This window comes from Allobosea sp. MMO-172 (assembly GCF_037147855.1).
In the GTDB taxonomy this organism is placed as follows: Bacteria; Pseudomonadota; Alphaproteobacteria; order Rhizobiales; family Beijerinckiaceae; genus Allobosea.
In genome coordinates, this window is the sequence record NZ_JBBCUM010000002.1 from 18,456 (window position 1) to 42,197 (window position 23,742).

Sequence of the window (23,742 nt, forward strand, 5' to 3'; positions counted from 1 at the left end):
GTTGCTGGCCGCAAGCTGTGGTCACGCTCGTGGTGAGCGCCGGATGTCTCCTTCGCCAAAGTCGATCGTCACGTCAGCCGATGAAAAAGCACCCACCTCACGGTCGGGCGCTTTTTCATATGCGTGTTTCAAGCGACGGAAATTCGATATTTAGGCGTCAGCGTCCTCAAATTTCATCCGATGCGCCCGAACCCAGGCTTCCACATCCGTTGGCCGGAAGTCCTCCAGACTTGGCTGCGGTGCGAAGGGCTGGGCCAGAATGCTTTCCGCCTCCCGCGGATAGGCGGCGAAATAGCGGAACTTCGAGGCGACGCGGCGGCCGACGCCTTGGCCCATCGCCGCATCGACCTCGCGCTCGAATTCGTCCAGTGGCTGACCGTGATAGCGGATCGTGCGGCCGAGACCGGCGCTGACGCGGGCGACCAGTTCATCCCCCGTCAGACTTTCCGGCCCGGCGATGCGGTGATCGCCGCCCATAGCGCCACGCTCCAGCAGCATCAGCGCCGCATCGGCGCAGTCGTCGGCCGAGGTCCAGGCGATCCGCTGCGAGGCCGGGATCGGCGGCGCGAACACGCCTTCGCCCATGATCTCCGCGAGCGCAGAGGGTTTCAGCAGATTATCGAGATACATGGTCGGACGCACGATGGCGAAGGGCAATCCAAATGCGCGCGCGGTATCCTCGATCATCCGGTTGGCGACGAAGCTCGGCTCCTCGCAGGGGGCGGGCCGGCTGGCACTGGCGAGCTTGAGGACGAAGGATTTCACGCCCGCCGCCTTGAAAGCGGCGAGCGCGCTCTCAGCCTGTGCCGTCATCGCGGCGGCCGGGCCGATCGGCACCTGGAGCACGGCATGGTCGATGCCGGTGCTCGCCGCAGCGAGCGAGGCGGCATCGCCAAGGTCGCCCAGCGCCAGTTCCACACCGGGCGCTTGGAGCGCCGCCGCGCATGGTCTGTCGCGCACCAGGGCGCGGACCTTGAAGCCGCGCGCCCGAGCGGCGCGCAATACAGCGCCGCCCTGCACGCCGCCGGCGAGAAAGACGAGGATGGGTTTCGATGTGTCGATCATCGACATAGGACTGCTCCTTCAAGACGGCCTGTCGGAGCAGCAACGTCGTCAACGGCGCCGACCAGACCCGAAAGCACGGGCAAACCGTGCGGGGACTGTCGGGGATCGCACCCCAGCGGATGCGAAGAGAGCCTTCCCGAAATCGGGAAAGGGCTTGGGCCTACCCAGACCAAGCCTGCCATTTCGACAATTCGATTTAGATCCGAGGGCCGATCTTCGTCAATAGAGCCAAGTATATTCGGCATTGGATCTGGCCCCTCGGGTCTTGTCTCTCCTGGGCAATTCGAGAGTGAGAGGTGCGCCGGGACGGGATGAGTCCGGGCGGTTGAGAGAGAGCGTCGCGCGGGCTTGTCCCTTCCCGCTCTCCTGAAAGCTCATCTCATGAACATTCTGTCTCCCGTGGCCGCGACGTCGGCCACGCCGCTATCGTTCGTCCCGTCGTCGGGCATCCTTTCCGCCGCCAACCTCCTGCTGCCGCAGCTCGAACGCGGCGAGCGGATCGACGCCACAATCCTGTGCTCCGCGATGGAAACCGTCTTCGGTGCCTCCGATGCATCGGGCGCCTGGGAGTGGAAGGCGGCTTACGAGGCGTGCGAGGTCGCGACCGTCCTTTTCCTGCGTAAATACGGAAAGGCGCTGTTCCGTAAATCCGCGTCTCCGGCTGCACGATTGTCCGTGCTGACGAAGATCGCGGGCCGCCTGCCGACGCACACGCGCCGCTCCGAGGAAAGCCAGGCGCTCCAGCAATTCTCGACGCCGCTGCCGCTGGGCCTGGCAGCGCTGACCGCAGCCGCGATCACGCCTGATGACCGTGTGCTCGAACCGTCCGCCGGCACGGGCCTGCTGGCGATCCTCACCCAGACGGCGGGTGCATCGCTGATCCTCAACGAGCTGGCCGACACCCGCGCCGAGTTGCTCGCTTCCCTCTTTCCGGCCATTGCCGTCACCTGGTACGACGCCGCGCAGATCGACGATCATCTAGATCCCTCTGCCGTTCCCTCCGTCGTGCTGATGAATCCGCCGTTCTCGGCGATGGCGCATGTCGCGGGCCGCGTGCAGGATGCCGGCTTCCGCCATATCGCCTCGGCGCTGAACCGGCTCGCGCCCGGCGGTCGCCTGGTCGCCGTCACCGGCGCCAATGTTGGACCGGAGCTGCCGGACTGGCGCGATGCCTTCGTCGCCTTGCAGGCGCGCGGGCGCATCGTGTTCTCCGCCGCGATCGCCGGATCGGTCTATCAGAAGCACGGCACGACGTTCCCGACGCGGCTGACCGTCATCGACAAGCTGCCCGCCGACGATCCAGCGGCGTTCCCCGTTTCGCCGGGCATGGCGCCGGATGCTGCCACGCTGCTGGGCTGGATCGAACGCCAAGTTCCGCCACGCCTGCCGGTTACGCTGCCCGCCGAGGTCCGGCCGGTCGCAGCCGCGCCGAATTCCGTGCGCGGCTATCTCGCCCGCTCGGCAGCACCGCGCCTGGTTGCCGCCGTCTCGGCCGATCCCGAGGGCGTCGAACTCGCCTATGAAACCGTGGACTGGACGCCGCCCGAAGGCGCGCATCTGACCGAGGCGATCTACGAGACATACGGATTGCAGTCGATCCGTATTCCCGGCTCTCAGGCCCATCCGACCAAACTGGTGCAATCGGCGGCGATGGCGAGCGTGGCGCCGCCTCGGCCGAGCTATTACCCGATGCTGCCTACCAATATCCGCGCGCTGTTGTCGGACGCGCAGTTGGAGACCGTCATCTATGCCGGCGAAGCACATGGCGATTATCTCGCCGGATCATGGACGGTCGACGCCACCTTCGATCTTGTCCAGGCCGCCCCCGCAGACGCGGTGAACGCCGTTCGCTTCCGCCGTGGCTTCATGCTCGGCGACGGCACCGGTGCGGGCAAGGGCCGCCAGTCGGCCGGCATCATCCTCGACAACTGGATGCAGGGACGCCGCAAGGCGGTGTGGATCAGCAAGTCCGACAAGCTGATCGAGGACGCGCAGCGCGACTGGTCGGCGCTCGGCATGGAGCGCCTGCTGGTCACGCCGCTGTCGCGCTTCCCGCAGGGCAAGCCGATCGCGCTCTCTGAAGGCGTCCTGTTTGCAACCTATGCCACGCTACGCTCCGACGAGCGCGGCGAGAAGGTTTCGCGGGTCAGACAAATCGTCGATTGGTTGGGTTCCGATTTCGATGGAGTCCTGATCTTCGACGAGAGCCATGCCATGCAGAACGCCGGCGGCGGCAAGGGTGAACGCGGTGACGTCGCTGCGTCGCAACAGGGGCGCGCAGGGCTTCGCCTGCAACATGCGCTGCCCAATGCCCGCGTCGTCTATGTTTCCGCCACCGGCGCGACCACCGTCCATAATCTCGCCTATGCCCAGCGGCTCGGCCTCTGGGGCGGCGAGGATTTCCCCTTCGCCACCCGCGCAGAGTTCGTCGAGGCGATCGAGGATGGCGGCGTCGCGGCGATGGAGGTGTTGGCCCGCGACCTGCGCTCGCTCGGCCTCTATACCGCACGGTCGCTCTCCTATGACGGCGTGGAATATGAGCTGGTCGAGCACGCGCTGACCGATGAGCAGCGCCGCATCTACGACGCCTATGCCGGCGCGTTCGCCATCATCCATAATCATCTGGATGCCGCGATGCAGGCAGCCAACATCACGGGTTCGGACGGCACACTGAACCGGCAGGCTAAGTCCGCCGCGCGCTCGGCCTTCGAGAGCGCGAAACAGCGCTTCTTCGGCCACCTGCTCACCTCGATGAAGACGCCGACCCTGATCCGCTCGATCGAGGCCGATCTCGACGCGGGCCATGCTGCCGTCGTGCAGATCGTTTCCACCGGCGAGGCGCTGATGGAACGGCGTCTCGCCGAGATCCCGACCGAGGAATGGAACGACATCCGTGTGGATATCACGCCGAGGGAGTATGTTCTCGATTACCTCGCCCACAGTTTCCCGGTGCAGCTCCACGAGCCGTTCACCGACAGCGAGGGCAATCTGTCCTCGCGTCCCGTCACGCGCGATGGTCAGCCGGTCGAGAGCCGCGAAGCCGTCGCCCGGCGTGATGAACTGATCGAGCATCTGGCCAGCCTGCCGCCAGTGCCGGGCGCGCTCGACCAGATCGTCCAGCGCTTCGGCACGGACATAGTGGCGGAAGTGACGGGACGGTCACGGCGCATCGTGCGCAAAGGCGACCGCTTCGCCGTGGAAAATCGCGCGCCATCAGCCAACCTCGCCGAGACGGCCGCCTTCATGGACGATCAGAAGCGGGTGCTGGTGTTCTCGGACGCCGGCGGCACCGGCCGCAGCTACCACGCGGACCTGTCGGCGAAGAACCAGCGGCTGCGCGTCCATTATCTGCTTGAGCCGGGCTGGAAGGCCGACGCCGCCATTCAGGGGCTCGGCCGCACCAACCGCACCAATCAGGCGCAGCCGCCGCTGTTCCGGCCGATCGCGACGGACGTGAAGGCGGAGAAGCGCTTCCTCTCCACCATCGCCCGCCGCCTCGATACGCTGGGTGCCATCACACGCGGCCAGCGCCAGACCGGCGGCCAGGGCCTGTTCCGGCCCGAGGACAATCTGGAAAGCCCCTATGCGCGGGATGCGCTGCGCCAGCTCTACTTGCTGATCGTGCGCGGCAAGATCAAGGGATGCTCGCTGGATCGCTTCCAGTCGGCCACCGGCCTCAAGCTGGTGGATGACAACGGCATCAAGGACGAGCTGCCGCCGATCACCACCTTCCTCAACCGCCTGCTGGCGCTGACCATCGAGCTTCAGGGCATCCTGTTCACCGCCTTCGAGCAATTGCTCGACGCCAAGGTGCAAGGCGCGATGGCCAGCGGCGTCTATGATGTCGGGCTCGAGACGCTGACGGCGGAAAGCTTCGTCATCACCGACCGCAAGGTGATCTACACCCATCCGGCGACGGGTGCGGAAACCCGGCTGCTCACCATCACCGAGAAGCGGCGCAACCGGCCGATGATGCTGGCCGACGCGCTCGCCTATGTCGATGCCGACCACGGCAAGCTGCTGGTCAATTCCAAGTCCGGTCGCGCCGCCGTGCAGGTGTCGGCCCCCTCGCTGATGCTCGACGATGGCGAGATCGAACGCCGCGTCCGGCTGATCCGGCCGATGGAGCATCATCATGCCTCGCTGAAGATGATGGCGGAGAGCCATTGGGAGGAAACCGATCAGGCCACCTTCTCCGCGATCTGGAACTGCGAATGCGCCGCGGTGCCGGAGTTCGAGGAGGTGACGCTGCACATCGTCGCCGGTCTGCTGCTGCCGGTGTGGAAGCGCCTGCCGAACGAGTCGACGCGGGTCTATCGTCTCCAGACCGATGACGGCGAGCGCATCATCGGCCGCCGCGTCTCTCCGGCCTGGGCGGCGAATGCGGCCTCGACCGGCGCGGCGAGCCTCTCCGCCGCGGACGCCCACCGGGCCTTGCTCGACGGGCGCACCACCCTCGATCTCGTCGAGGGACTTCAGCTTCGCCGCGTCCGCGTCATGGGCGCGAACCGGATCGAGCTGACCGGCTTCACCGAGGCGATGCGCGAACGCCTGCGCGCCTATGGCCTCTTCACCGAGATCATCTCGTGGAAGCTGCGCTTCTTCGTGCCGGTCGATTCCAGCGGCGTAGCGGTGATTGAAAGGCTCCTCGCCACCTATGCCATCGCGCGCATCTCCGAGCGCGAGGCGGCATGATGGCTCGTCTCGACGCCTCGGAACTGGCGCAACGTCTCGGCCGGCAGGCCGAGGCGGTGTGCCGCGAGTATCTCAATGCCGGCCGCCGCCAAGGCAATTACTGGCAGGTCGGCGATGTCCGCAATACGCCGGGGCGATCCATGTATGTGCGCCTCAAGGACAGCCCGAAAGGTCTGGCGGGCAAATGGACCGACGCGCAAAGCGGCGAACATGGCGACCTGCTCGACGTGATCCGCGAGAGCCTCGGTCTGATCGACTTCAGCGATGTGGCCGATGAGGCGCGCCGCTTTCTCAGCCTGCCGCATCCCGAACCGGAGCCCCCGCCAAAGCGGCACGCCAGCACCACGGCGCCTTCAGGATCGGCCGAGGCGGCGCGGCGGCTCGTCGCCATGTGCAGGCCGATCGGCGGCACGCTCGTAGAGACGTATCTGCGCGGACGCGACATTACGGATTTACGCGGAACCGGAAGCCTGCATTTCCATCCGCGCTGTTATTATCGGCCCGACGATCATGGCCCGACCGAGCAATGGCCGGCGATGATCGCCGCCGTCACCGATCTATCAGGCAAGATCACCGGCGCGCATCGGACCTGGCTCTCGCCTGACGGCTTCGATCCTGTGCGGTTGGGCAAGGCGCCGATCGACATCCAGCGCAAGGCGATGGGCGATCTCCTCGGTAACGCGGTGCGCTTCGGCATCGCCGGCGACGTGATGGCGGCGGGCGAAGGCATCGAAACCATCCTGTCGGCACGGCAGGCGATCCCCGGCATGGCGATGGCAGCGGCGTCGTCGGCCGCCCATCTCGCCGCCATCCTGTTCCCCGACACGCTGCGCCGGCTCTACATCGTCCGCGATAGCGACCCGGCAGGCGACAGCGCACGGGACAGCCTTGTCGAACGGGCGAACGCGGCCGGGATCGAGGCGGTTGTGCTGTCACCGCGGCTCGGGGATTTCAACGAGGATCTCCGCCACTTCGGCACGGACGCACTCCGCACCATGCTAAGGGTGCAGCTCGCCCCGCAGGACGTCGCAAGGTGGATGGCGTTCGGCGCGTGAATTCAACCGCTGCTCATATATTTATAATGAATGACGCTTTGATTGTTATCTTTATGTGAGCGAATGGATTTGGAATGTTCATCTATATATGCTATTTCATGCTGAAATCGGACACATAAAGATGAACAAGAATCAAGCCGCGCTCGCCCGCAAACAACTCGAAAAACGCCTCGCACCGCTGCGCGCGTTGCCGCTCGCTCCGCCGCCGCGCGGCTGGATGAAGGCTATCCGCGAGGCGCTCGGTATGAGCACGCGGCAGCTCGCTGCGCGAATGGGCGCTTCGCCGTCCCGTATACCCGCGATCGAAAAGGCCGAGGTTTCCGGCGCCACGACGATCAAGACGCTGCGGGAGGCAGCGGAGGCGATGAACTGCACCTTCGTTTACGCCTTCGTCCCGACAAAGCCGCTCGACGATATCCTGCGCGATCGCGCGGCGAGCAAGGCCGGTGCGAGCCTTGTCCGGCTGGACCACACCATGCGCCTCGAAAATCAGGCCCTGCACAGGGCTGATCTCGACGACGAACGGCGCAGAATGATCGATCTCATCCTTTCCGGTTCGCCACGCGAGCTTTGGGAGGACGATTGACCTTTATGTCCGATCCGCTGTTCGATGACGATGATGAAGCCAATACGCCATTGACGGCGGAGGAACGCGAACAGCTCATTCCGTCCTACATCACCCTGCGGCACGAACTGAACGAGGCCGAACAGGTCAATATCGGCCAGGGGCTGCGCTGGGCCGCCTCCCGCAAGCGGGATGTGATCGATCAGGATTTCCTGAGCGAGCTGCACAGGCGCATGTTCGGCGATGTCTGGCGCTGGGCGGGCGTCTACCGGACGACCGCGCGCAATATCGGTGTCGACGCCTATAGCATTCGCATGGATGTGCGCCAGGCGGTCGATGACGCGCGCTATTGGGCAGAGCACCAGACCTATGCGCCCGACGAGATCGCGGTGCGCTTCAGCCACCGGCTCGTCGCCATTCATCCCTTCCCGAACGGCAACGGACGGTTCTCTCGCCTGGTCGGCGACCTGCTCGCCCGCCAACTCGGTCGCCCCGTCTTCACCTGGGGCCGTGCCAATCTGGTCAATGCTGGAGAAACGAGGGCGCGTTACGTCGCAGCCCTGCGTCTCGCCGACAACCATGATTTCGGGCCGCTGATCGACTTCGCGCGATCATAAGGAATTGCTTGCGGTTGACAGCTTCGACAAAGTACCGATCGGCATTCCGTGCGAAGGCATCGGCGATCTTCGTGGCAAGGCCGTTCTGTTGGAGATCGCCGTCGCAGTCATGGCCAAAGGCGAGGGGATCGTGACTGCCCTGACCATATAGGCAATCCGGCAGGGAAGTGCTCCGTGCAACCCTGCTGGAAAGATATACGCCGCAGGCTACGGCGCTCTTCATCGCGGCATGACACCGAAGACGACTATTTCGCTTTCTTCTGGGTCCATTCGTCGACGTGCAGGAGTACGGCTGCGTCACCATCATCGTTCCAGACGGCAGACTCCAGATTCCAGTAGAAGCGATGCTTCGTGCCGCCGTCGTCGAGAGGTTCGCTCGTGTTCGTTCCCTTGCCGGTCCGCAGGACAACGGCGTCGCCCTTCTTCACCTGCTTGTCGGGAAACCAGTAGACATGCCGCAACTTATTGGAAATTTTCCCATCCTGTGTATAGGTGCTATCCGCCAGCATAAATCTGCCGACATCGCAGTCCTTCTCCGCGGTCAGATAGACGTATTCTTTGGCGGCATCACCATGACCGCTGATGTTGTTGATCTTCAAATCCATACAGTATGCTCCCGTAATATCGTTGTTCATTATCGATGCCGTTCAATTGGCAGGTGCGGCGAGGAACATGTGGTGACGCCGTCGTTTGGCGGCAAGACATCACATGGACTTGATCATCTCGATCGCAGAATTGGTTGAACCAGGCTTCAGGTTTGCTTCAGCGGTACCGAGTAGCGAGGCAGAAACGTGCTGGGCGTGAAGCCATGAGACGTCAGAAGCTCACCGATGCGATTGACGTCGTTCAGAACGTTTCCGTCTCCGAGTGCCTTGGCAAAATCCAGCAGGGCATTCCGGAGACCGTCGAGCTGCTTTTCGGTCATGACGCGTGCGCCCTCGATCATGGCCGCGCCAGGCCCGGTGTTTTTCATCGGGTGAATGATGAGCGCGGTCTTCGGCACGGTCTTCGTGTACCTTTCCTCGAACCAGTCCAGGCCTTGTCCGAGCTGCCCCAGATCGTGCTTCGAAATCCCCTGTTCGGATGTCGCGCCGTTCTTGCACTCGATGACGACATACTCGCCGTTCGAGAAAGCCCATAGATTGTCCGGGCCTTTTTCGGATGATTTCTCGGGGCGTTGCGAGCCCTGTCCGAGCAGTCGGCCGACATCGTGAATCGCGGCTTCGAATTCGTTCGATGTGTTCGGTTCGAACTTCAGGTCTTCGACGAGCCCCTTGAAGTGCAAAACCCGATCGGCCGCCTCGAGAAAGCGGCTGCGATGGATCTCCTGAACCGCGGCTGCCTGTTTGCCGGCGACGGCGCTGAGCTTCTGGTAGGCTATTCCCTCGATCGGCTTCAGGACGGAATGGTTGAGCTTGTGAGCGGCAAGCAGGATCTTTTGCGCGTTCGCCGGGTCGATATGATGCGCGATCTCGGCCTCCCGAACGAGCGTGAGCGCCTTGGCGTCTTCGTCTTCCAGAGTATTGATCGCCGATTTGAGGGTCTGGATCGCCGCCGGATGATCTCCGATGCGGGCCTGGTCGAATGCGGTCCGCGTCGCGATGGCGATCGGGTCGAGCGACAGGCCTTTGGTCGGCTTTGCCTTGAGGATCGCCTTCTTGCTGACCTTGACCCAGCCGGAATCGCGGTTCAGGCACTGCTGGATGACTTTCTTGATGCCAGCAGTGTCGGTGCCGTCGAGCTGCTTGGCGAGATTAGTCGACAGGTCGAGTTGCGCCTGTGTCGCGCCGGTCAGCATCTGCCGGCCTTCCGGCGACTTGATGCGGCTCGTCAGCTTCGGTCCGCACAGCAGGACGACACAGTAGTCGTCGTTCGACCTGACGCCGCGCCCCATGCCCTGCTCGATCCGCTGCATCTGCCTGCGCAGGCCGGATTTGGAATCGGCAAGAATGGCCATATCCGCGGCCTCGCGGAACGACGAGACTTCCGGCAGTTCAAACAGCGCGAGAATGCGGCAGGCGTCTCCCGGCAGGTCGATGCCGTCGTAGCGGTTCACCAGCACGGTCAATCCGACATGACCATTGCGGAGCTTTTCGATGCCGGCCGTCACCTTGTCGCCGATCAGGATCTGGTCGGCCTGGCCTTTCCAGCTGTCTGCTGCCTGCTTCGACGGTACGATCACGACGACGTTCTCGTCTTCCGACAGGTCGACGAGGAGCTGCCGGATTTCCGGAATCTCGATATCGGGGTTCAGTTCCTGCGGCATCAGGATCATGCGCTCTCCCATGAACTGGGAGGAGACGGGCACGATCGGGGCCGTGAGCTTCTCCGGGTTCGCGCCGAAATGCGTGACCAGGACGCTATCGTCGGCAAGCGACGCGGTCATATAAATCCGGCGCTTGGCCTTGAAGAAGGACTTGATCAGGTCTGTCGGCGGGCAGATCGGCTCGATTTCGAGATACTGCCCGCTGACGATGCACCGGCAGTAGGGAAGGATTTCCCGAAGGAGCGGATAGCTGAACATCAGCTCATTGCCGTCCTTATGCTCATGGAGCGCTTTCAGGATCTTGTCTTGCTTGTCCTTCCAGGCCCAGAAGGGCACTTCCATCGACGCCCACGGATCACCGTCTTCAAGTTCGAGATAGCGGGATGGGCTTTGACGCTTGAGGTCGCTCGCAACCGCCTTCAGGATTTTGCCGTATGCTTCATGCGAGTTCGGCAACGTGATCCTGAACTGCTCCGAGATCGTGGCGATGCAGGCATGCGCGTCATCGACGATGACGGTTCCGATTGGCAGTTTGATCGTGTCGACGCCGAAGACCGATTTTCCGTTGAACAATTTATGGATCGTGGTGACGCAGATCTTCTGTCCGGCTGCGAAGGCTGCGTCCCGCGGATCCTCGACGACTTCTATGCCGAGCGCCGCGGCCTCTTCGACGACCTGCGAAACGAGCTGATTGTCGGGGCAGACGAAAAGCGCCGGGCCTTTCCCTTCGTTCAGGGAACTCTGCAACAGCAGCAGGCCGACCAGCGTCTTGCCACTGCCGACATTCAGCTTGATGATCGTGTCGCGCTGGTCGCGCACATCGACCCAGGCCTTCATCACCTCGGTCTGGATGTCGCGAGGAAACGCAAACCGCTTATCACGCTCGAGTGTCAGGAAAATATCGCGTGGATCGATGACGGGAACCTCGTCATCGTCAAGAAGATCGTCAAAATTGACCATTCTGCCAGTGCCCCCCATGCAGTTTATGTTGGTGGCATATAGGAAGGCCGTCTTCTGGTTTCCATATTGCGTCGGTTCTCTGTGCAACCATCGCGGGATCATTGCGCTGTAAAGCCGCTGCCTTGGTGCCATCGCCTTGAGATTTTCTCGGCGGCGCATCACACGAGCTCATCGTCTGGTCAGGCACTTCGTTTCATACGCTTGGTGAGCCATAACGCAGGGGAGCCATAACGGGACGCTTGGCATGGATCTGACCGAGCTTGGCTCCGTTGGTACGGTCGGCGTCGGAGATGGTTCAGGACAGACGTCAACCGGTCTGCGCAGCCCGCATCCTGATCCGCCTGTAAACCTCTCGCGAAGGACGAGCTGTCGAACACGTCGGTGGTCAGGCCCGGACGGTCGACTGCCGGACCTATGTTGCCGCCAGCCGGTGGGCACTCGTAGTGACGGTCGGACGGATCGCAGGGAAAGCATCGCATTGCTCGATGAGCCCGCCCCTCGGCGGTCAGGCGATCATCCACCTCAACCTCGCTGCCTCATGCTCCTGTCGCAGCTGGGGCAGGGCGTTGTATCTGCGCATTTTCATTCACCTCGCGCATTTCGCGAGACGGCCACCGGCGCTGTGGGATGGAAGGTTCGCCAGGCAAGTCGCCGAGAGCGGGCGTGAGAGGAGGCGGGCACCCGTCAGTGCCGGCAAGCAGCAAAGATGTCGGCGAGGGGATTGGCGGCGCGGTTGAAACGGGCAGCGACCGGAAAACTTTGTGAAACGCTGCCAGCTATAGGGCTGCCAAAGGACATCGAGAAGATGGGGTGGGGGAGCCCTTGGCGCGGTTTACCGTCACGCTCGTTCGTCCCCAGGCTCGATCCATCGGCTCGGAGCCGCGACCCCGGCCTTCGAGAGGGCGATCGGCCGTCAAGTGGGCCGGTCGGGCAATGGCTTCGTCCGGTGATTTTCCGCCGCGCGGCCCAGGAGGGGCCGCGCTTTGCAGCGCGAGGCAAAATCCCCGGCCTGCGCCATCCTCCGCTTGCGCTCCGGCCCTTTCGCTTCGCTGCGGGTGTCAGTCCGTCCCGCCCGACGGCTTTCGACGCCATGAAGGCCGCGAGGGTCGCGGTCGGAACCGACGGAGCAAGCCATGAACGAGCACAACGAACCTCACCACGCCGCCTCTCCCACCGATCATGTCCTTCAGGAACTGCAGCTCTATGGCTGGAGGCCCTTCACGGACGAACCCGATCCGAGGCCACTGCCCGAGGGCAACCGGATCGCAAGCGCGATCGCCGATATCTTCGACGCCCTGATCTCGACACTGGGGGAAACCCGCCTCGAACCCGATCTCGACGACCTGCTCTGGTCCACCGTCAATCTGTTCCACCGGGCCGGCGAACGCATCGAGAAGGAACTCGATGCCAACGAGCAGGAACAGCGCCGCGCCCAACGCGAGCAGGACGGCACCGAGGTGAAGTCGGTCGAACTCGAACGTCTGACCGCCGAGGGACAGACACTCCTCGAACGCCGCGACGCCTTCGAGCTGATGCGGGATCAGTCCGCCGATCACTATGAACGCCACACCGGCTCCAGCTGGCGGCCGCGTTCAGGCTCGATGGTCAACCATCGCAACCTGACGGCCGCGATGATCGACAGCCGCGATTTCCTCGCCGCGCGCAGGCGGGCCGAGAACGAGATACTGCTGCCGGCCGGCCCGAAGATCGCCTTCACCGGCGGCGACGCCACCGATCATCAGACGATCTGGGCAAAGCTCGATCAGGTCCATGCCAAGCATCCCGACATGGTGCTGCTCCATGGCGGCTCGCCCAAGGGCGCAGAGAAGATCGCCGCCCGCTGGGCCGATCACCGCAAGGTGCCACAGGTCGCCTTCAAGCCCGACTGGGCAAAGCATGCCAAGGCGGCGCCCTTCAAGCGCAACGACGCCATGCTCGACATTCTGCCGATCGGCGTCATCGTCTGGCCGGGCACCGGCATCCAGGACAACCTCGCCGACAAGGCGAAGAAGCTCGGCATCCCGGTCTATCGCTTCGAGATGGGTGGCGCGTGAGCGCCATCCTCACTCTCGGCTCTGAAATTGATTTTCATATGAATCCGCAATTGTGAATCGAAATTCATTGTGGGTTATCGAATTTCATGAGAATGTCTGCCTTGAACTCAATTTCAGGGCTGGGTATCAAAATTCATGGAGCCAGGACAGAAGAAGCCGTTTTCAGGGGAGGTGAGCGTTTTTCACGGGCGCTGGCTGCCGGAAGCGGCTGTCCCGGTCGGTTATGCCGCCCTGATCGATGCCTGGAGCTTGTCTGTGCCGGTGCCGATCACCCTGTCGGCGATCGGGCCACGCCACAAGGTTTACCAGGCCGACGGCTGGAGCCTCTACACCCCGCGTCACCGGCCGGACGAGGATCTCGCCGGCCACCTGACCTTCGCGCTCCGCTATGAGGGACTGGATCTCGCCGTCTTGAAGGCGTTGTTCCGGGAGACCGGCCCCGAGCCGATCGCAGCCATCGTCCGCGCGGCGCCGACCGGCGCCTATGCGCGCCGGCTCTGGTTCCTCTACGAATGGCTGCTCGATACCCGGCTCGATCTGCCGGATGCGACCCAGGGCAGCTACGCCCTGATCGTCGATCCTGAGCAACAATGGGCGGTGGAGGGGGCGACTTCGACGCGCCACCGCGTGAAGAACAACCTCCCCGGCACGCCCGCCTTCTGCCCGCTGATCTTTCGCACACCCGCACTCGAGGCCTTCGTCGCGCGTAGCCTCGGCGACGAGGCGCGGCGGCTCGTCGCCGAAGTGCCCGCCGATCTCCTGGCGCGCACAGCCGCCTTCCTGCTGCTCAAGGATTCGCGTTCGAGCTTCCAGATCGAGGGAGAAGATCCGCCGCAGGATCGCATCCAGCGCTGGGGACAGGTGATCGGCGAAGCCGGCCGCCGGACGATCGACCGCGCCGAGCTCGAACGGTTGCAACGCATTGTCATCGGCGACGCACGTTTCGTCCATCTCGGACTGCGGGAGGAGGGCGGCTTCATCGGTGAACACGATCGCCTGACCGGCGCGCCGATCCCCGATCATGTCGACGCTCGCCACGACGATCTTCCGTCACTGGTCGATGGGCTGATCGCCTTCGATCGCGGCGCCGCGCACCGGCTCGATCCGGTCCTCGCCGCCGCCATCCTCGCCTTCGGCTTCGTCTACATCCATCCGTTCGAGGACGGCAATGGGCGACTGCATCGTTATCTGATCCATCATGTCCTCGCCGAGCGTGGCTTCAATCCGCCGGGCCTGGTCTTTCCGGTGTCGGCCGCCATCCTTGATCGTATCGACGCCTATCGGACCGTGCTCGAAAGCTATTCGCGCCGTCTTCTGCCGCATATCCGCTGGCAGGCGACCGATCGCGGCAATGTCGAGGTCTTGAACGACACCGCCGATTTCTACCGCTATCTCGACCTGACGCCGCAGGCGGAGTTCCTGTTCGAATGCGTTGCCCGCACCATCGATGTCGATCTGCCGGCCGAGACGGCTTTCCTGCGCATCTATGATGGATTCAAGACGGAGGTGCAGCGGATGATCGATATGCCCGATCGGTTGCTGGACCTTTTGTTCCGGTTCCTGCGCCAGAACGAGGGGAGGCTGTCGAAGCGGGCGCGGGACAGGGAGTTCGCTGCGCTCACCGACGAGGAGGCCGCGAGGCTCGAACAGGTCTACGCCGATCTTCAATCGCGGGGCTGAACGTCTGGAATCGCAGAAATCCCCGGCGACCAAAGCCGCGGGGTCTTGGCCCTGCGTCGGAAAGCGATGGCATCGTCCGTCGTTGCGCAGCTGGTAGTTTGGCAACCCGCCAACCTGTCCCGGTCAGGATACCGTCAAGACGACACTCTCGCAGCCGTGGCAGTCGCTGGCGTCATAGGTCTGAACGGTCACCTGGCGCAGGTGAGGCGGCGGCAGCCAAGACCTTCATGCCCTTATTGCATGATAGGAACCGCCAACCGGGACCTTCCATGTGGCAGCGAGGCGGTGCCATTGGTTGTTCTGATCCTTTGCGTTCCGTTCTCCGCATCCTGGAGCATCAGGCCGTCCGATGGACGCGCGAGGTCGGGCGCGTAGAGCTAATTGTGACCTGTGCCTCTCTGACATGGGCTTCGGTCGAGTTCCAAAGCGACGCAGCCTGCAAGTCTGCCAATGCTCTGCACGGGTTCACGAACTCCATCGCGCGCACGAATGGACATATCCCTTTCGACGAATTGAGCCCCTAAGCCCGTACGGTTTTCGGCAGCAATCCCGCCGATCCGGGCCGTGTTGGCGCGTGCCGCGCCTGCCCGCTCCACCCCGTCACTTTGGGGTTTCCCTCTGCTTCGCTCCGGTGCAGCCGCCTCCCGACGGTCTTTTCCGGGTCTCGTCGAAGGGATGGTCCCTTCGAGCAGCAACGGAGAAAACCCATGCAGAACATCGTTATCCTCGCCGGCCACATCGGTTTCGACCCCGAAACCCACGCCACACACGGTGGCACCAAAATCACCCGCTTCACGCTCGCCACCTCGCGCCCCCGCTATTCGGACGGCAAGGTGGTCCGGGATGGCGAAGGCCGCCGGGTACAGGACACCGAATGGCATCGCATCACCTGCTTCAACGGTCTCGGCAAGACGGTTCAGGAATACTGCGAGAAGGGCATGAAGGTGCTGGTGCGCGGCCGCATCCACTACACCAAATGGCAGGACCAGAACGGCAATGACCGCTATGGCTGCGAGATCATCGCCGAGACGGTCGATTTCCTGAGCCGGGCCGCCTCCGACGATCGCACCGAAACCAACCAGACGGACGGCGGCTTCGACGACAGCGACATCCCGTTCTGAGGCGGAGCCTGAAACCCCGGTGGCCTCGGCCGCCGGGGATTTTGTATGCGAGGCGGCGTCCACGAGCAGACGTCGCCCTTTTTCTGTTCGATGCACTGTCCGCCAGGCCGCGCCGGATGCGAAGGATCGATCTCGCGGACACGTGGTCGGCTGTCGTCAAGATGGAGGCGGGCAGAGGGAGAGGTGGCCTCGGTGGGGATGACGTCCGAGACCATCAGGGTTGGGGGTGGCGAAGGAGCGGGCGTTTGCAAGGGTGACCGGCTGCAAGGCGGGTGATCCACCCCGCTCTCGGGGCACAATTCCTTGGTTCCAATCCTGGCCTTCCACGATCAACCCATAAAGGGTCGGCTACGCAGGGCGTGCCGCCGCCGGGCTTCGCCCGCGCGGTGATCGCGGCCCCGACCGGAACGCATCGGGTGCCTGTCGAGCGGGGATGGTCCCCGCTCCAAACAGGAGCCGATCATGTCCCTCGCAGACGCCCACGCCTTCGCCCACAGCCTCGCCGTCACCCTGATGGTCTCGATCGTCATCTTCCGCGCCGGAGACGGCTCGCTCTCGGTCACCCCTGCCGCCGAATATGACGGCAGCGACGCCGACCTGGTCAGCGAGATCGACCCCTTCGCCCCATGAGGGGGCGAAGCCGGCGCTTCCATACGGAGGCTTCGCCATGTCCATTCTTCTCGTTCCGATCGCCATCGGGGCGATCGTCTTTCTGTGCTGGCTACTGTTTTTTCTCGCCAGCTTCGTCTTGCCATTCTATCTCGGCCTTAGTGTCGGCCTCTGGGCGCTCGAAAGCGGGGCCGGCTGGATCGGGGCGCCACTCATAGGCATCGCGACTGCCGGCCTCACACTCGCTCTCGGTCACATCTTGCTGATTGCGCTGCCGTGGTTCTCGGCGCGCCTCGCCGTTGCGGCGTTGTTCGTCGCGCCTTCCGTCCTTGCAGGTTACCACGCGACCCATGGTATCGCGAAACATGTGATGCCTTCGGAAACCTGGCAGGTCGTGTTTTCGCTCGCTGGGGCAGTTGCCGTTGGATGTGTCGCCTGGCTTCGTGTCGTGGGCGCCGCCGCGGCATTCTCCGGCAAGCATTGAGGCGACCGAATCAGTTGAGGCCTTAACGCTTGGGATGGTGACGAAAGCTGCTCTTTTGGGTGGCCTTTCTCGCTAAGAGCGACTATTATGGTCGTAGTTCTGGCATTTGCATGCGTGTCGGTGGAGGTGGTCATGTATGATCACCGCCCGACAGTCACGGGCCGCGCGTGCGTTGCTGGGTTGGACACAGGAGACGCTCGCGGAACGGGCCCAGATATCACTGACCGCCTTGAAACGCCTCGAATCCGAAAGCGGCCTCGACGTGTACGAAACGACGCGCGACCGGGTTCGACGCGCTCTTCAAGTCAACGGGATCGTGCTTTTGAATCCGGATGACGGCGAAGGTGTTCTGCTCATGCGAAGGCCGTCTGATGGAAGTGTGACTGCCTCTTCGAAAGGCAGATCGTCGAACCGATGATGCGATCTCGGCATCACGCGATGCTTGTAAGCGGGGATCTTCTTCGCATGCATTGCCCGTCATGGCTGCAATGCCCAGGCTCACCTTTTCCGAGCCGGTGCAAGCTGGCCGTCCATTACATCTTCTGAGGGGTGACATCTGGCTTGACGATCGTCATAGGGCAACGAGTGTTGCCCTTTCGTGAGCTATGCCTCTAAAAAGTTGAGCGCGATCCTGATTCCTCAACCCGCCAACTGAGGCCGGCGGGACAATTGAGGAGGGATACGCATGAAGCCCGACATATCGCAATGGCAATCAGGCGCAGCTTACGACTATATCGTCCGTCTCGATGTCGCAGGTGTCGCATGGGAATGGTTGCGGCGCAATCGCGATTACCAGGCGGATTTCGCCCGCTACCTTGGGACTGCCAGCTCTGTGCTTCGCGGCAGGCTGGCGAATACGATAGCCGCTCGCTGGGGGATACGATTTCCCGATCCGGCCTGGGCTAACCGGTCTCATAAAGACCGTCTTCTGGACCCCGGCCGCAGACACAGGCGTGCTCATCGTCGCCCGATCGCCAGACCATCTGAAGCTCCGTGAGCCTTTCCGCCTCGATCCGGAGTCCATCGTGGATGGAGAGGACGGGCGATACGCCCGGCTCGAGGTGAACGGTCTCAGTGTCACCCTTCTGTTCCTGCCGGATGTCGATCTGGATCGTCCGATGGCTGTTCAGATCCCGCTCGACCACGATGCGCTCGACCGGATCGGAGCACTGACGGGATTGTGGATGGCTTTGCGGGGCCGCGCCGTTCCGCAGGACGGGCGACTGACGCCACAGCAATGGCGACGCATGAAGCTGATGCTCCAGGTCGTCGACGGCCGCGAAGCCGGTGCGTCCTATCGCGACCTTGCAATCGCAATCTTCGGTCAGGAGCGCATCGCGGGCGAGGCCTGGCGTACTTCGGCGCTGCGCGACATGGTGATCGACCTTGCCGCTGACGGAGCGGCGATGATCGAGGGCGGTTATCGGAATATCCTGCGTCATCGTCGGCGATCATAACCGCATTCATCGCGCCGGAGGGGGGGGAAATTTAGCCGCCCTAACTTCCCCATCCCTCCACGCCGCACTTCTCCGACACGATCCCCTCCGTTCACCGCCGGTTTTCGGCGGCCCCACCCGAGCCACGGAGGTCCGATCATGCCCGCACCGCTTCTCAATGTTCCCCGAAACTACCTGCGCACGCCGGATGCCGGCCGTTACCTCGGCCTGTCCGGCCGCACCTTGGAAAAGCACCGTACTTACGGAACCGGCCCGGCCTATCACAAGCTCGGCGGCGTCGTTGTTTACGCCATAGCTGATCTCGACGGTTGGGCGGCACGGGGCGCAGTCACCTCGACGTCCGACCCGCGCGGCAACAGCGTGTCGCCTGCCAGACCCCAACCGCATCATACCGAGACGGCTCAGCCGCGACACAGCCGCTGAGGACTGAGCCTATGCCGTATCCTCACCGTCTCTCCGGCAGTGAACGGGCAGGCCTTTCCCCGTTCATCATCGCCACCGGCGACGCCTCTCCACGCGATCAGCGCGATCTGATGGAGCGGCCGTTCTTCTCGCTGGCGAAGTCGCTTCGCACCAAGCCTATCCTCTATGAGGCTGGAGACGTTCGCGTCGAGGTCTTCGCCTCGGCTGAACACGGCATGGCGACGGTCTGGGACGCGGATGTGCTGATCTGGGCCGGAAGCCAGATCGTTGAAGCCGAAACGCTCGGCCTGAAAACCTCCCGCTTTCTTCGCTTCACCCCCTATCAGCTCCTGAACGCCATCGGTCGCCAGACCGGCCAGCGCGAGTACAAGCTGCTCAAGGGCGCGCTGGTGCGCCTGCAATCGACCTCGATTCGCACCACCATTCGCCAAGGCGACCATTGGCGACGCCATCAATTCTCCTGGATCAACGAATGGGAGGAGTGCGTGACCCGCGACGGCCGGGTCGAGGGCATGGAATGCGTGTTGCCCGATTGGTTTTACCGTGGTGTCGTCGATCGTTCGCTCGTGCTCACCATCGATCCGGCCTATTTCCGGCTGACCGGCGGGATCGAGCGCTGGCTCTATCGCGTTGCCCGCAAGCATGCGGGCCACCAGCGCCATGGCTGGCTTTTCGACTTCCTGCATCTCCACAAAAAATCCGGCAGCCTGGTTCGCTTCTCCGACTTCGCGCTGCAGCTTCGCCGCATCGTCGCCCGCCAGCCGATCCCTTGCTATCGCCTCGTGATCGAGCGCGAGGGACGGATGGAGATGCTGCGCATCCTCCCCATCCCCGCGCCTGTGGATAAGGGTGTGGACGCAGTCGGGACTTCGCACGCATCTCCTGTCGGGATTTCGCACGCAGGGGTGTCGGGACTTCGCACGCACAAACCCCAGCTAAGCCTTTGGCCGGAAGACGCGATTTCCGCTGCTAATATAGACTCTAATAGAGCCTCTAATTTTTCTTCTGCCCCGCGCCTTGTGGACAGAGGGCCGAAAACACCGCGCCGCGCCGCTTCTTTGGACGGCTCGGATACCGCTGACTCGCCCCCGTTTTCTTCATCTCCCTCTTTCCGGCCGACCCGTCTGCCATCGCGAGGTGCGCGATGATCGTGGCGTTCCTCAATCAGAAAGGCGGAGCTGGCAAGACGACGTTGGCGCTGCATCTGGCCGGCGAATGGGCGCGGCAGGGAAAGCGCGTGACGCTGATCGATGCCGATCCGCAGGGCTCAGCTCTCGACTGGTCGCAACAACGCGCCCGCGAGAGCCTGCCGCGCCTGTTCGGTGTCGTCGGCCTTGCGCGTGATACGCTGCATCGTGAAGCTCCGGACATCGCGCGCAATCTCGATCATGTGGTGATCGACGGGCCGCCGCGTGTCGCAGGGTTGATGCGCTCCGCTTTGCTCGCCGCCGATCTGGTGCTGAGTCCTGTCCAGCCTTCGCCGCTTGACGGTTGGGCGTCGGCCGAAATGCTGGCGCTCGTCGCTGAGGCGCGCATCTATCGGCCTGACCTCGTCGCGCGCTTCGTTCTCAATCGTTGCGGTGCGCGCACCGTGCTCGCGCGCGAGACGGCCGAGACGCTGGCCGATCATGATCCGCCCGTGCTGTCGGCGACCATCGGGCAGCGCATCGCTTTCGCGGTCGCGGCACAAACCGGCCGGCTGGTCGGCGAGCTCGACGAGGACACGCCGGCTGCGCGGGAAATCACGGCGCTCGCAGTGGAACTCGACGGCCTCCGCATCGGGAGCGCGTCATGACGATCCTCGCCAGTGATTGCCGCGTGGAGATGCCGCGCCATCCATCCGACCGCAAAGCCGATCGCGCTCCTCGACATCCTGATCCGCACGAGCTGCACCGAGGGCGGGCTGATTGGCGACTGGTTCGCGGGCTCAGGTGCGGTCGGCCAAGCCTCCGGCTGACTGGCCGCCGCTACATCGGCTGCGCGATCGATCCGCTCTTGGCGGAAAAGGCGTGTGCGCGCATCGCGGACGCGCTCCCCTTCGGCGGTGGCTCTGAGCCATGACCGCAAACGTCTCCCGCCGCCGTTTCGCCTCGCGTCCCGTCGATCCCGAACGCTGGATCAAGACGTCCGATGTTTCACCGCGCGATGCTAAGGCTGACATCTGCACCGCTAGGCTGACCGTCGACATAACGCCGGAGCTGCGTGGCCGCATCAAGATTGCGGCGTTCGGGCGCGGTCTCACCATGTCCGATCTGCTGCGCGATCTGCTCATGCGGGAATTTCCAGAAGCTGCGGGAGAGGGGCCATGACCCGTCTGCCGGAAATCCCGATCGCCGCTGACGATACCGCGACGTCCTTACATTCGAGCGCGATGACCCGCGTCGAACTGATCTATGTCGAGAAGAAGATCGAATACTGGATCAGGTTTGGCAAACCTGCGCGACAGCACATTCTCGACCGTCACCGACGGCAGCTCTTTTTCGCGCCGGACAGCGTCTTCGCCTTCGTCCGCTGGGCGGCGAACGACTATGGCACGATCATTTCGCGCATCGATGTTGTGCGAGCCGTCGCTTCGGGCGAGCCCTTCCAGACGGTGCCCTTTGTGCGACCCGGCGGCGACATTCTTCTCAAAGTTGAAGGCTGGCCGAAGGTGGAGCAGGTGCTCGCCCACATCGACGCCATAGAGGCCATCGGCGTCGATCCATGCGCGGTCGCACCGGATCATTGGCGCCATGTCTCCAACCGTATCCGCGCCGGAGAAGCGCCGAGCGCCTACACGATGGCGCGCCACCGCGCCTGGCTTCGGCGGCAGGAGATCGCGCCATGAGCCGTCGCTCTATCTTCGCCGCGATGACGGTCGCGACCACGACGATCGTCGTCAGCGCCGTCTTTCCCGTTTTGGTCAAGCTCGTCTGGAACGCCTCGGCCAGCGTGCCGATCGGACTCTACACGCTAAATACGTCACGCGCTCTGGCGCTCGGCGATCTCGTTGCCGTTTTACCGGACCGGGCGCTCGCCGGCTTCATGGTTCGGCGCGGCTATATCGGTCATGGCGTGCCGTTGCTGAAGCACGTCGCAGCTCTTCCCGGACAGCGGGTCTGCCGACAAGACCATTCCGTCACGGTCGATGGCTTGCGGCTAGGCGATGCGCTGGAGAGTGATCGCCTCGGCCGGCCGCTGCCCATCTGGAAAGGCTGCCGAACCCTCGCTGTCGGCGAAATCTTTCTCATGAACGCCGCCGTCCGCGACAGCTTCGACGGCCGCTATTTCGGGCCGGTCCAGGCACGCTCCGTCATCGGCATCGCAACGCCGCTTCTTACCCAAGAAGCGGCTTCGGATCAGTTCGTCTGGCGCGCGGCAGCTGTGCCCACGATCCCTGACGTCACCTCCATCTCCACCCAACAGAAGGAATACGACCATGCAGATCGGTGAATTCACGCGCACGAAATCCGGCTTCGTCGGCCGTGTGCGCACGCTGTCTCTCGACCTGTCGCTCACCATCGTGCCGGCGGACCATGCCGATACCGAGAACGCGCCCGACTATCGCGTGCATATCGGTTCGGACGAAGGGCCAGAAGTCGGCGCGGGCTGGAAGCGCACTTGCGAACGTGCCGGCGACTATATTTCCATCGCGCTCGACGATCCTCTCCTGACGCAGCCGATTCGCGCCAATCTGTTCCGCGACGATGACGGCGGAGCTGCCTGGTCGCTGCATTGGAACCGTCCGCAGAAGCGCGATGGGAAGGAGTAACGCCGTGCGTCGCGCCGTTCTCCTTCTCCTTTCCGGCCTCGCGCTCGCGGCATCGCCACCGTTCTCGGCCCTCGCCGAAAGCGCTTCCATCACGCGACCGGAAACGCGCGATCCTCACGCCGCCTTCGTGACCGAGGCGTCGAAACGTTTCGGCATTCCCGAAGATTGGATACGCGCTGTACAGCGTGCGGAAAGTGCGGGCGATGTCCGTGCCGTATCGTCGGCCGGTGCAATGGGGCTGATGCAGATCATGCCGGATACCTGGGCGGAGCTTCGCATCCGCCATCGACTCGGCCGGGATCCGTCCGATCCGCATGACAACATCCTGGCAGGAGCGGCCTATCTGCGCGAGCTGCACGATCGCTACGGCTCGCCGGGCTTTCTCGCAGCGTACAATGCCGGCCCCGGACGGTATGAGGAATACCTTGCCGGCCGTCCCCTCCCTGCCGAGACGCGCGCTTATGTCGATGCGCTCGCACCGCAGACGGGCGGCGGCGGTCTTGCGCCAGTCATGTCAAAAAAAAGCGCCGCGATTGATGAAAGTCCCCAAAGCTGGCTCGCGTCGCCGCTGTTCGCCCTGGCATTGGCTGGAGGTGCCGCCGATGTCTCGGATGGGGCCGCTGTGCGTGATGTCTCCGCTATCGCACCGCAGTCGGACGGCCTTTTTGTTGCGCGCGGCTCTGCCGGAGGACGGCGATGAGCGCGTTCGAGGCCTATCGTGGAATGGCGGACTGCGGCGAGAGATCGGCGGGATGGCGGGGGTTTTCCCAGGCAACGACCGAAGAAAGGCAGGATAAAAGGCCGCAATGTGTGCGGCTGTCGGTCGGTTGTTTTTGCAGGGTTTTTCGGGGCACAGCGCACATTGTGGTCCAGTTCAGCAATGTGCGGCATTCACGCACTCTGCTGATTTATTTCGGTTTTTGGCACCTTGCGGGACATG

General features: G+C 63.6%; 24 protein-coding genes. 21 read left to right on the forward strand and 3 right to left on the reverse strand.

The window, feature by feature from the left end:
• Positions 1–150 precede the first annotated feature (150 nt).
• The gene (locus tag WFK61_RS03340; RefSeq protein ID WP_336810121.1) at positions 151–1,071 is read right to left on the reverse strand and encodes an SDR family oxidoreductase; all 921 of its coding nucleotides are present in this window, start codon (positions 1,069–1,071) and stop codon (positions 151–153) included.
• 375 nt (positions 1,072–1,446) lie between these two features.
• Between WFK61_RS03340 and WFK61_RS03345 the strand changes: the two genes are divergently transcribed.
• The 4 genes from WFK61_RS03345 to WFK61_RS03360 all read left to right on the forward strand — a co-directional run bounded on the left by WFK61_RS03345 (position 1,447) and on the right by WFK61_RS03360 (position 7,997).
• A complete protein-coding gene (locus tag WFK61_RS03345) occupies positions 1,447–5,760 on the forward strand; it encodes a strawberry notch family protein (protein WP_336810122.1) in 4,314 nt (1,437 codons plus the stop codon).
• Positions 5,760–6,815, forward strand: a complete 1,056-nt coding sequence (locus WFK61_RS03350) for a DUF7146 domain-containing protein (protein WP_336810483.1) — start codon at positions 5,760–5,762, stop codon at positions 6,813–6,815. Before WFK61_RS03345 ends, WFK61_RS03350 begins: the two co-directional genes overlap by 1 nt.
• An 88-nt stretch (positions 6,816–6,903) precedes the next feature.
• Entirely contained in the window at positions 6,904–7,401 is a 498-nt protein-coding gene (locus tag WFK61_RS03355; protein WP_336810123.1) for a mobile mystery protein A, read from the forward strand.
• Positions 7,402–7,406: 5 nt separating this feature from the next.
• A complete protein-coding gene (locus WFK61_RS03360; RefSeq protein ID WP_336810124.1) occupies positions 7,407–7,997 on the forward strand; it encodes a mobile mystery protein B in 591 nt (196 codons plus the stop codon).
• Positions 7,998–8,242: 245 nt separating this feature from the next.
• Here the strand turns inward: WFK61_RS03360 and WFK61_RS03365 are convergent, their stop codons facing one another.
• Positions 8,243–8,602, reverse strand: coding sequence for a hypothetical protein (locus tag WFK61_RS03365; RefSeq protein ID WP_336810125.1), 360 nt, complete (start codon positions 8,600–8,602; stop codon positions 8,243–8,245).
• A gap of 146 nt (positions 8,603–8,748) precedes the next feature.
• Entirely contained in the window at positions 8,749–11,223 is a 2,475-nt protein-coding gene (locus WFK61_RS03370; RefSeq protein ID WP_336810126.1) for a DEAD/DEAH box helicase family protein, read from the reverse strand.
• Between the two features lie 1,133 nt (positions 11,224–12,356).
• Between WFK61_RS03370 and WFK61_RS03375 the strand changes: the two genes are divergently transcribed.
• From WFK61_RS03375 to WFK61_RS03450, 17 genes are all read left to right on the forward strand, one after another.
• The gene (locus WFK61_RS03375) at positions 12,357–13,277 is read left to right on the forward strand and encodes a DUF2493 domain-containing protein (RefSeq protein WP_336810127.1); all 921 of its coding nucleotides are present in this window, start codon (positions 12,357–12,359) and stop codon (positions 13,275–13,277) included.
• 135 nt (positions 13,278–13,412) lie between these two features.
• Positions 13,413–14,957, forward strand: a complete 1,545-nt coding sequence (locus WFK61_RS03380) for a Fic family protein (RefSeq protein WP_336810128.1) — start codon at positions 13,413–13,415, stop codon at positions 14,955–14,957.
• A 707-nt stretch (positions 14,958–15,664) separates the two neighbouring features.
• Positions 15,665–16,078: a single-stranded DNA-binding protein gene (locus tag WFK61_RS03385; protein WP_336810129.1), complete on the forward strand. Its 414-nt coding sequence runs from the start codon at positions 15,665–15,667 to the stop codon at positions 16,076–16,078.
• 462 nt (positions 16,079–16,540) lie between these two features.
• Positions 16,541–16,708, forward strand: a complete 168-nt coding sequence (locus tag WFK61_RS03390; RefSeq protein ID WP_336810130.1) for a hypothetical protein — start codon at positions 16,541–16,543, stop codon at positions 16,706–16,708.
• 37 nt (positions 16,709–16,745) lie between these two features.
• Complete coding sequence (locus WFK61_RS03395; protein WP_336810131.1) at positions 16,746–17,171, forward strand: hypothetical protein; 426 nt, start codon at positions 16,746–16,748, stop codon at positions 17,169–17,171.
• A 136-nt stretch (positions 17,172–17,307) separates the two neighbouring features.
• The gene (locus tag WFK61_RS03400; protein WP_336810132.1) at positions 17,308–17,589 is read left to right on the forward strand and encodes a helix-turn-helix domain-containing protein; all 282 of its coding nucleotides are present in this window, start codon (positions 17,308–17,310) and stop codon (positions 17,587–17,589) included.
• A 267-nt stretch (positions 17,590–17,856) separates the two neighbouring features.
• Positions 17,857–18,168 carry a transcriptional regulator domain-containing protein gene (locus tag WFK61_RS26090; RefSeq protein ID WP_442896253.1) on the forward strand — a complete coding sequence of 104 codons (312 nt, stop codon included), beginning with the start codon at positions 17,857–17,859 and terminating at the stop codon, positions 18,166–18,168.
• Positions 18,125–18,628, forward strand: coding sequence for a DUF2285 domain-containing protein (locus WFK61_RS03405; RefSeq protein ID WP_336810133.1), 504 nt, complete (start codon positions 18,125–18,127; stop codon positions 18,626–18,628). The genes WFK61_RS26090 and WFK61_RS03405 overlap by 44 nt, the downstream gene beginning before the upstream one ends.
• A gap of 138 nt (positions 18,629–18,766) precedes the next feature.
• Positions 18,767–19,051: a helix-turn-helix transcriptional regulator gene (locus tag WFK61_RS03410; RefSeq protein ID WP_336810134.1), complete on the forward strand. Its 285-nt coding sequence runs from the start codon at positions 18,767–18,769 to the stop codon at positions 19,049–19,051.
• 11 nt (positions 19,052–19,062) lie between these two features.
• Positions 19,063–20,199, forward strand: a complete 1,137-nt coding sequence (locus WFK61_RS03415; RefSeq protein ID WP_336810135.1) for a replication initiator protein A — start codon at positions 19,063–19,065, stop codon at positions 20,197–20,199.
• Positions 20,196–20,846 carry a ParA family partition ATPase gene (gene parA, locus WFK61_RS03420; RefSeq protein ID WP_336810136.1) on the forward strand — a complete coding sequence of 217 codons (651 nt, stop codon included), beginning with the start codon at positions 20,196–20,198 and terminating at the stop codon, positions 20,844–20,846. The genes WFK61_RS03415 and parA overlap by 4 nt, the downstream gene beginning before the upstream one ends.
• 12 nt (positions 20,847–20,858) lie before the next feature.
• Positions 20,859–21,008 (forward strand): DNA methyltransferase, encoded by a 150-nt coding sequence (locus WFK61_RS26095; RefSeq protein WP_442896254.1) that lies wholly within the window; start codon positions 20,859–20,861, stop codon positions 21,006–21,008.
• A gap of 100 nt (positions 21,009–21,108) precedes the next feature.
• Complete coding sequence (locus WFK61_RS03430; protein WP_336810137.1) at positions 21,109–21,360, forward strand: hypothetical protein; 252 nt, start codon at positions 21,109–21,111, stop codon at positions 21,358–21,360.
• Positions 21,357–21,878, forward strand: a complete 522-nt coding sequence (locus tag WFK61_RS03435; protein ID WP_442896255.1) for a DUF2840 domain-containing protein — start codon at positions 21,357–21,359, stop codon at positions 21,876–21,878. Before WFK61_RS03430 ends, WFK61_RS03435 begins: the two co-directional genes overlap by 4 nt.
• The gene (gene traF / locus WFK61_RS03440) at positions 21,875–22,483 is read left to right on the forward strand and encodes a conjugative transfer signal peptidase TraF (protein ID WP_336810138.1); all 609 of its coding nucleotides are present in this window, start codon (positions 21,875–21,877) and stop codon (positions 22,481–22,483) included. Before WFK61_RS03435 ends, traF begins: the two co-directional genes overlap by 4 nt.
• Positions 22,470–22,802: a DUF736 domain-containing protein gene (locus WFK61_RS03445; RefSeq protein WP_336810139.1), complete on the forward strand. Its 333-nt coding sequence runs from the start codon at positions 22,470–22,472 to the stop codon at positions 22,800–22,802. Before traF ends, WFK61_RS03445 begins: the two co-directional genes overlap by 14 nt.
• A complete protein-coding gene (locus WFK61_RS03450; protein WP_336810140.1) occupies positions 22,789–23,502 on the forward strand; it encodes a lytic transglycosylase domain-containing protein in 714 nt (237 codons plus the stop codon). The genes WFK61_RS03445 and WFK61_RS03450 overlap by 14 nt, the downstream gene beginning before the upstream one ends.
• Positions 23,503–23,742: the final 240 nt, after the last annotated feature.

What these genes read in the sequence shown, in the direction of transcription:
- WFK61_RS03450 (WP_336810140.1), top strand. Translation starts at nt 22,789, where the DNA reads ATGGGAAGGAGTAACGCCGTGCGTCGCGCCGTTCTCCTTCTCCTTTCC.
- parA (WP_336810136.1), top strand. Translation starts at nt 20,196, where the DNA reads ATGATCGTGGCGTTCCTCAATCAGAAAGGCGGAGCTGGCAAGACGACG.
- WFK61_RS03390 (WP_336810130.1), top strand. Translation starts at nt 16,541, where the DNA reads ATGTCCCTCGCAGACGCCCACGCCTTCGCCCACAGCCTCGCCGTCACC.
- WFK61_RS03340 (WP_336810121.1), bottom strand. Translation starts at nt 1,071, where the DNA reads ATGTCGATGATCGACACATCGAAACCCATCCTCGTCTTTCTCGCCGGC.
- WFK61_RS03445 (WP_336810139.1), top strand. Translation starts at nt 22,470, where the DNA reads ATGCAGATCGGTGAATTCACGCGCACGAAATCCGGCTTCGTCGGCCGT.
- WFK61_RS03345 (WP_336810122.1), top strand. Translation starts at nt 1,447, where the DNA reads ATGAACATTCTGTCTCCCGTGGCCGCGACGTCGGCCACGCCGCTATCG.
- WFK61_RS03380 (WP_336810128.1), top strand. Translation starts at nt 13,413, where the DNA reads ATGGAGCCAGGACAGAAGAAGCCGTTTTCAGGGGAGGTGAGCGTTTTT.
- WFK61_RS26090 (WP_442896253.1), top strand. Translation starts at nt 17,857, where the DNA reads ATGAAGCCCGACATATCGCAATGGCAATCAGGCGCAGCTTACGACTAT.
- WFK61_RS03400 (WP_336810132.1), top strand. Translation starts at nt 17,308, where the DNA reads ATGATCACCGCCCGACAGTCACGGGCCGCGCGTGCGTTGCTGGGTTGG.
- WFK61_RS03365 (WP_336810125.1), bottom strand. Translation starts at nt 8,602, where the DNA reads ATGGATTTGAAGATCAACAACATCAGCGGTCATGGTGATGCCGCCAAA.
- WFK61_RS03350 (WP_336810483.1), top strand. Translation starts at nt 5,760, where the DNA reads ATGGCTCGTCTCGACGCCTCGGAACTGGCGCAACGTCTCGGCCGGCAG.
- WFK61_RS03370 (WP_336810126.1), bottom strand. Translation starts at nt 11,223, where the DNA reads ATGGTCAATTTTGACGATCTTCTTGACGATGACGAGGTTCCCGTCATC.
- WFK61_RS03360 (WP_336810124.1), top strand. Translation starts at nt 7,407, where the DNA reads ATGTCCGATCCGCTGTTCGATGACGATGATGAAGCCAATACGCCATTG.
- WFK61_RS03375 (WP_336810127.1), top strand. Translation starts at nt 12,357, where the DNA reads ATGAACGAGCACAACGAACCTCACCACGCCGCCTCTCCCACCGATCAT.
- WFK61_RS03355 (WP_336810123.1), top strand. Translation starts at nt 6,904, where the DNA reads ATGCTATTTCATGCTGAAATCGGACACATAAAGATGAACAAGAATCAA.
- WFK61_RS03430 (WP_336810137.1), top strand. Translation starts at nt 21,109, where the DNA reads ATGACCGCAAACGTCTCCCGCCGCCGTTTCGCCTCGCGTCCCGTCGAT.
- WFK61_RS03410 (WP_336810134.1), top strand. Translation starts at nt 18,767, where the DNA reads ATGCCCGCACCGCTTCTCAATGTTCCCCGAAACTACCTGCGCACGCCG.
- WFK61_RS03385 (WP_336810129.1), top strand. Translation starts at nt 15,665, where the DNA reads ATGCAGAACATCGTTATCCTCGCCGGCCACATCGGTTTCGACCCCGAA.
- WFK61_RS03415 (WP_336810135.1), top strand. Translation starts at nt 19,063, where the DNA reads ATGCCGTATCCTCACCGTCTCTCCGGCAGTGAACGGGCAGGCCTTTCC.
- traF (WP_336810138.1), top strand. Translation starts at nt 21,875, where the DNA reads ATGAGCCGTCGCTCTATCTTCGCCGCGATGACGGTCGCGACCACGACG.
- WFK61_RS03395 (WP_336810131.1), top strand. Translation starts at nt 16,746, where the DNA reads ATGTCCATTCTTCTCGTTCCGATCGCCATCGGGGCGATCGTCTTTCTG.
- WFK61_RS03435 (WP_442896255.1), top strand. Translation starts at nt 21,357, where the DNA reads ATGACCCGTCTGCCGGAAATCCCGATCGCCGCTGACGATACCGCGACG.